The sequence below is a fragment of the Pseudomonas sp. PS02303 genome, assembly GCF_029959925.1.
In the GTDB taxonomy this organism is placed as follows: domain Bacteria; phylum Pseudomonadota; class Gammaproteobacteria; order Pseudomonadales; family Pseudomonadaceae; genus Aquipseudomonas; species Aquipseudomonas mandelii.
Map to the genome: position 1 here is coordinate 1 of NZ_JASCOM010000356.1, position 4,783 is coordinate 4,783.

The following is a 4,783-nucleotide window of genomic DNA, read 5'->3' on the forward strand; positions in this document are numbered from 1 at the left end:
GGCAAGCCTCGCTCCTGCAGGTTCGTGTCGTTCATTAAGTCAGCGAACGATGCGAGCCTGCAGGAACGAGGCTTGCCCGCGAAGCTTTTAAACATCTGAAGCCCCCGGTTTCACAGGCTTTTCAGGGGTGTATAGAATTTTTGCTCTAAAATGACCGCTAGCAATTCTTGAGTCACAATTGTGACCGTAGAGGCCGCTTTTGGCTCTAGTCGACCCTTGGCAAAGCTGCTACTCTCGGCGCGCTTTGTGACGTCTCGGGCTTATGAAAGCGCTAGATTCACCGACAAACACACACCAATAATAATCGCATCAAATGCGGTGCTGAATTCGCGTTGCTGAGGAGTGGGCTTCCATGAACGAAGACTTTTGGAAGGATAAGTACCCTGCCGGGATTGCTGCCGAGATCAATCCAGACGAGTATCCGAATATTCAGGCAGTGTTGAAACGTTCCTGCCAGCGCTTCGCCGACAAACCGGCATTCAGCAACCTGGGCAAGACAATCACCTACGGTGAACTGTACGAATTGTCCGGTGCCTTTGCCGCTTACCTGCAACAGCATACCGACTTGCAGCCGGGCGATCGAATCGCCGTGCAACTGCCCAACGTGTTGCAGTACCCGGTCGCCGTATTCGGTGCCATTCGCGCCGGGCTGATCGTGGTCAACACCAACCCGCTGTACACCGCGCGGGAAATGGAACACCAATTCAACGATTCCGGTGCCAAAGCCCTGGTCTGCCTGGCCAACATGGCGCATCTGGCCGAAATCGTCGTGCCGAAAACCGGCGTCAAGCACGTGATCGTCACCGAAGTGGCCGACCTGCTGCCACCGCTCAAGCGCCTGCTGGTAAACAGCGTCATCAAGTACGTGAAGAAGATGGTCCCGGCGTATCACTTGCCCAAGGCGATCAAGTTCAACGACGTGCTGAGCAAGGGCCACGGCCAGCCAGTGGCTGAAGCCAACCCGGCCAGCAGCGACGTTGCCGTCCTGCAATACACTGGCGGCACCACCGGCGTAGCCAAGGGCGCGATGCTGACCCATCGCAACCTCGTGGCGAACATGTTGCAGTGCAAGGCGCTGATGGGTTCCAACCTCAACGAAGGCTGCGAGATCCTGATCACGCCGCTGCCGCTGTACCACATCTATGCCTTCACCTTTCATTGCATGGCGATGATGCTGATCGGCAACCACAACATCCTGATCAGCAACCCGCGCGATTTGACGGCGATGGTCAAAGAACTGTCGAAGTGGAAGTTCAGCGGCTTCGTCGGCCTCAACACCCTGTTCGTGGCGCTGTGCAACAACGAAGCGTTCCGCAAGCTGGACTTCTCGGCGCTGAAAGTCACCCTGTCCGGCGGCATGGCCCTGCAACTGGCGGCAGCCGAGCGCTGGAAAGCGGTCACCGGCTGCGCCATCTGCGAAGGTTACGGGATGACCGAAACCAGCCCGGTCGCCACCGTAAACCCGATCCAGCACATCCAGATCGGCACCATCGGTATTCCGGTTCCATCGACCGTGTGCAAAGTCATCGACGATGCCGGCGTTGAACAGCCGCTGGGCGAAATCGGCGAACTGTGTGTGAAAGGTCCGCAAGTCATGAAGGGCTACTGGCAGCGTCAGGACGCCACCGATGAAATGCTCGACAGCGAAGGCTGGTTGAAGACCGGTGACATCGCGCTGATCCAGCCGGACGGCTACATGCGAATTGTCGATCGCAAGAAAGACATGATTCTGGTCTCCGGTTTCAACGTTTACCCGAACGAGCTTGAAGATGTGCTGGCGACCCTGCCGGGCGTGCTGCAATGCGCGGCCATCGGCGTGCCGGACGAGAAGTCGGGCGAGGCGATCAAGATCTTCATCGTCGCCAAACCGGGCGTGACGTTGACCAAGGAGCAGGTGATGGAGCACATGCGTGCGAACGTCACCGGTTACAAGGTCCCGCGCGCCGTGGAGTTCCGCGATGCGCTGCCGACCACCAACGTCGGCAAGATCCTGCGCCGCGAATTGCGCGACGAAGAGCTGAAGAAGCTCAACGCCAGGAAAGTCGGCGCGTAACAAACAAGAAGCCCCGCAGATGCGGGGCTTTTTGTTTGCAGCGATATCAGAACTGCTTTTGTGGCGAGGGAGCTTGCTCCCGCTCGGCTGCGCAGCAGTCGTCACCCAGTCGATGGAGATACACCAAAAATACCGCAGCGTCTGATTTGGGGTCGCTTCGCGGCCCAGCGGGAGCAAGCTCCCTCGCCACAGGGGATGTGTAAAGTTACAGGCGAAACGGCGCGAAATTGACGTTGGTGCCCGCCGGACGCATGTCCTGGAGGTACGAGTCCTTGTCGGCGCTCAGTTCCAGGCTCAAGGCGGCTTTGCGCTTGCCTTCGTTGCGCACCACCAGGCCTTCAAGCTTCTCGCGCAGGAACACCGTCGGCACTTTCAAGTGCAGCAGTTCGTCGGTTTCCGGCGTGTGCATCAGCAGGTGAACCCATTCGTACTGACCAATGGCCAGGCGCGCCACCGGGATATCGAACCACCAGATGTTGCGGTTGCGGTTCAATTCGGTGAAATGGCAGTTGTTGACGCCAAGCACAGCACCGCCGAGTTCCTGGTTTCTGCGGGCAATGGCCTGCTTTTTATCGAGTTTCATAACATTCCTACGGGATTGGATCTTCAGCGCCATGGCCTGAATACGTTGCGCATTCTCGGGGGTTGGTCGGCAAACATAAAGCCCAACCTGCATTGAACGATGAAATGTCGCCGTGAAAATAAATGAAACTCCACGCAAATGCCCCCGGTCAATCTTTGTGTAACGACTTTTTCCGTTGAATTGTTCACAGGAGAAACACCATGAGCAGCACTGGCGATAAAGTAAAAGGCATGGCCAACGAAGCCGCCGGCAACGTCAAGCAAGGCGTCGGCAAGGCCACCGGTAATGACAAAATGCGCGCAGAAGGCGTCGTGCAGGAAAGAAAAGGCGAGGCCCAGCAAGCGGTCGGCAAAGCCAAGGACGCGATTAAGAAAGGCGTCGACAAGGCTTGATTCGGCCTTTGATGAACAACATGAACGGCCATCCACGGATGGCCGTTTTTGTGTCAGCCTGAACTTGCGCACGGAAATTGTTTCAAAGTCGCCAAGTAGGCTACTTTGATGTAGAAAACGGCCCCTGAGTCGCCTCGACTTCAACCCAACCTGCGGCGAAAGGAGACGCTAATGTTTTTCCCCCACATGAAAGGCCTGCGCCTGCACCGTGTCATGATGCGCACGGTCACCGAGTTCGTCGACGATGAGATGTCGACCTATGCCTCGGCGCTGGCCTATCAAATGCTGTTTTCGCTATTTCCCTTCATCCTGTTCCTGATCGCTCTGATCGGTTTCCTGCACCTGCCGGACTTCTTCTCGTGGCTGCGTCTGCAATCGGAACTGGTCCTGCCGCCCCAGGCGCTGGAGCAGGTGAACCCGGTGATCGACCAACTCCAGCAGTCCAAGGGTGGCTTGCTGTCGATTGGTATCGTGATTGCCCTGTGGACCGCATCCGCTGGCGTGCGGCTGATGATGAGCGCGATGAACGCCGCCTACGACGTGGTCGAAGGCCGGCCCGCGTGGAAGCGTTTTCCGCTGTCGATCATCTACACCGTTGGCATCGCCGGCATGCTGCTGATCGCCGCCGCGTTGATGGTGCTCGGGCCGCAACTGATGGGCTGGATTGCCGCGCAAGTCGGCATGGAAGACTTCATCGTGACCCTGTGGACCATCGTGCGCTGGCCCGTGGTGGTGATTTTGCTGATGGTGGCCGTGGCGCTGATTTATTACGTCATGCCCGACGTTAAACAGGAGTTTCGTTTTATCACCCCAGGTTCGGTGCTGGCGGTGGTGGTGTGGATCCTTGCCTCCGTGGGCTTTGGCCTGTACGTCAAGGAGTTCGCCAACTACAACGCCATGTATGGCAGTATCGGCGCGATCATCGTGTTGCTGCTCTATTTTTATATTTCCGCCGCGGTGCTGTTGCTGGGCGCGGAGATGAATGCAGTGATCGAGCACATGTCGACCGAAGGCAAGAATGACGGTGAAAAAGTCCCCGGTGAGCTCGATCACGAACCCAAACACCACGTTTCCGGACTGGGTCGGGATCACTCGATCAAGCCGCACACTGACGAAACCATAAAATGATCCGTGAAATCCTGAAAATGGGCGATGAACGCCTGCTGCGCATTGCTCCGCCGGTGCCGGCCGAGATGTTCGACAGCCCTGAGTTGTGGCAACTGATCGACGACATGTTCCAGACCATGGAAAGCGTCGGTGGCGTCGGCCTGGCTGCGCCGCAGATCGGCGTCGATCTGCAACTGGTGATCTTTGGGTTCGAACACAGTGAACGCTACCCGGACGCTGAAGCGGTGCCGCAGACCATTCTGATCAACCCGCTGATCACACCTTTGAACTCGCTGATGGAAGAGGGCTTTGAAGGTTGCCTGTCAGTGCCCGGCCTGCGCGGCGCGGTAGACCGTTATCAGCAGATTCGCTACGAAGGCTTCGATCCCAAGGGCCAGCCTATCTTGCGGATCGCCGAGGGATTCCATGCGCGGGTGGTGCAGCATGAATGCGATCACCTGATCGGCCGGTTGTACCCGTCACGGATTACCGACTTCAGCCAATTCGGCTTTACCGAAGTGATGTTCCCCGACCTCGACCCTGACGCCGACGACTGAGCCGAAAACACCACAAGCCACGGTAGGAGCGAGCCTGCGCGCGAAGGCGGCGGGTCATTCACCGATGATGTCGAATGACACGCCGCCTTCG

Annotated in this window: 5 protein-coding genes; 4 read left to right on the forward strand and 1 reads right to left on the reverse strand. The window is 57.7% G+C overall.

What is annotated here, in order from left to right; genetic code table 11:
* Window positions 1-352: 352 nt before the first annotated feature.
* A complete protein-coding gene (gene fadD1, locus QMX98_RS32460; RefSeq protein WP_010457354.1) occupies window positions 353-2,053 on the forward strand; it encodes a long-chain-fatty-acid--CoA ligase FadD1 in 1,701 nt (566 codons plus the stop codon).
* A gap of 205 nt (window positions 2,054-2,258) precedes the next feature.
* On the opposite strand, the gene QMX98_RS32465 is transcribed toward fadD1, so the two are convergent.
* The gene (locus tag QMX98_RS32465; protein WP_010457352.1) at window positions 2,259-2,636 is read right to left on the reverse strand and encodes a hypothetical protein; all 378 of its coding nucleotides are present in this window, start codon (window positions 2,634-2,636) and stop codon (window positions 2,259-2,261) included.
* Between the two features lie 200 nt (window positions 2,637-2,836).
* Between QMX98_RS32465 and QMX98_RS32470 the strand changes: the two genes are divergently transcribed.
* From QMX98_RS32470 to def, 3 genes are all read left to right on the forward strand, one after another.
* On the forward strand, window positions 2,837-3,028 hold the full coding sequence (locus QMX98_RS32470) for a CsbD family protein (RefSeq protein WP_010457349.1): 192 nt from the start codon (window positions 2,837-2,839) through the stop codon (window positions 3,026-3,028).
* Between the two features lie 171 nt (window positions 3,029-3,199).
* Window positions 3,200-4,156 carry a YihY/virulence factor BrkB family protein gene (locus QMX98_RS32475; protein WP_010457347.1) on the forward strand — a complete coding sequence of 319 codons (957 nt, stop codon included), beginning with the start codon at window positions 3,200-3,202 and terminating at the stop codon, window positions 4,154-4,156.
* Window positions 4,153-4,692 carry a peptide deformylase gene (def, locus tag QMX98_RS32480; protein ID WP_010457345.1) on the forward strand — a complete coding sequence of 180 codons (540 nt, stop codon included), beginning with the start codon at window positions 4,153-4,155 and terminating at the stop codon, window positions 4,690-4,692. Before QMX98_RS32475 ends, def begins: the two co-directional genes overlap by 4 nt.
* Window positions 4,693-4,783: the final 91 nt, after the last annotated feature.

Bases quoted from the DNA above. Each gene is read 5' to 3' on its own strand.
- QMX98_RS32465 (WP_010457352.1), bottom strand. From the start codon at position 2,636: ATGAAACTCGATAAAAAGCAGGCCATTGCCCGCAGAAACCAGGAACTC.
- QMX98_RS32470 (WP_010457349.1), top strand. From the start codon at position 2,837: ATGAGCAGCACTGGCGATAAAGTAAAAGGCATGGCCAACGAAGCCGCC.
- def (WP_010457345.1), top strand. From the start codon at position 4,153: ATGATCCGTGAAATCCTGAAAATGGGCGATGAACGCCTGCTGCGCATT.
- fadD1 (WP_010457354.1), top strand. From the start codon at position 353: ATGAACGAAGACTTTTGGAAGGATAAGTACCCTGCCGGGATTGCTGCC.
- QMX98_RS32475 (WP_010457347.1), top strand. From the start codon at position 3,200: ATGTTTTTCCCCCACATGAAAGGCCTGCGCCTGCACCGTGTCATGATG.